Consider the following 981-nt stretch of genomic DNA (forward strand, 5'->3'; position numbering starts at 1 on the left):
TATGATATGATGATGTAGCAAAAGCCTTTGCAAGTGTAGGCAGTTCTTTCAGCAATCTTCATAAAGAGCTTAAGAATGAGATTAACCAGGTTGTTAGTGACAGTCTTGTAAAGCAAGATGATGTGAGCAAGGTTATTAAGATAGGAGCGGAGAAAGAGGGTGCAGCAATCAGCATTGCAAACAGTGACGGTGCCTCCCGTAGTCTCTCTGGAGTAAAAGCAGCCACCCTTTCAGCGGTTTCGACAGAAGCGGTGAATGGTTCGCAGCTTTACGAGACCAATGATAAGGTTGCGAGCTATTTTGGTGGTGGTGCTAAGTATGAGAATGGTGATTGGACAGCTCCAAGCTTCAAGATAGTGAGCTTTAAAGATGATGGAAGTTCTGAAGAGACGAGCTATGATAATGTTGCTGCTGCTTTTGCAGGCATGAATACTTCTTTCACGAAGCTTCATCATGATCTTTCAGATAATATTGAGCAGAATGCGTTGTTGTGGAGTGATGCGGATGAATCCTTTGTAGCGCTTCATGGCACAGGTTCAGAGAAGCGCAATAGCAAGTTGAGCCATCTTTTAGATGGAGATATTTCAGCGGGTTCGACAGAAGCGATTACGGGGAACCAGTTGTATCAGTTGAATCAGACGTTAGCGAGTTATTTAGGCGGGGGAGCGAGCTATCAGGGCGGTCAATGGACAGCGCCTGAATTCCAAGTAACGCAGTTCAAGAGTGATGGGAGTTCTGGTGAGAGTAAGAGYTATGATACAGTAGCGGGAGCGTTTGAAGGCGTTAACGGAAGTTTGTCTGGTATCAACGATCGTCTTAATGATGTAGCGCAGAATGTTACGTCGAACAGTTTGAGTTGGAATGAAGAGTTAGGAGGCTATGATGGTCGCCATAATGGATCGGATAGTAAGATTACGCATGTAGCGGATGGAGATATATCGGAAGGCTCGAAAGAAGTTGTGAATGGTGGCCAGCTCTGGG

The 981-nt window shown here is 45.3% G+C and carries 1 pseudogene; it reads left to right on the forward strand.

Features of this window, described 5'->3' with window-relative positions:
* Nucleotides 1-122: 122 nt before the first annotated feature.
* Nucleotides 123-981: pseudogene (locus tag CER18_RS09745) on the forward strand (Vomp family autotransporter); the annotation flags it as partial.

Source organism: Bartonella tribocorum (genome assembly GCF_002777915.1).
In the GTDB taxonomy this organism is placed as follows: domain Bacteria; phylum Pseudomonadota; class Alphaproteobacteria; order Rhizobiales; family Rhizobiaceae; genus Bartonella; species Bartonella tribocorum_A.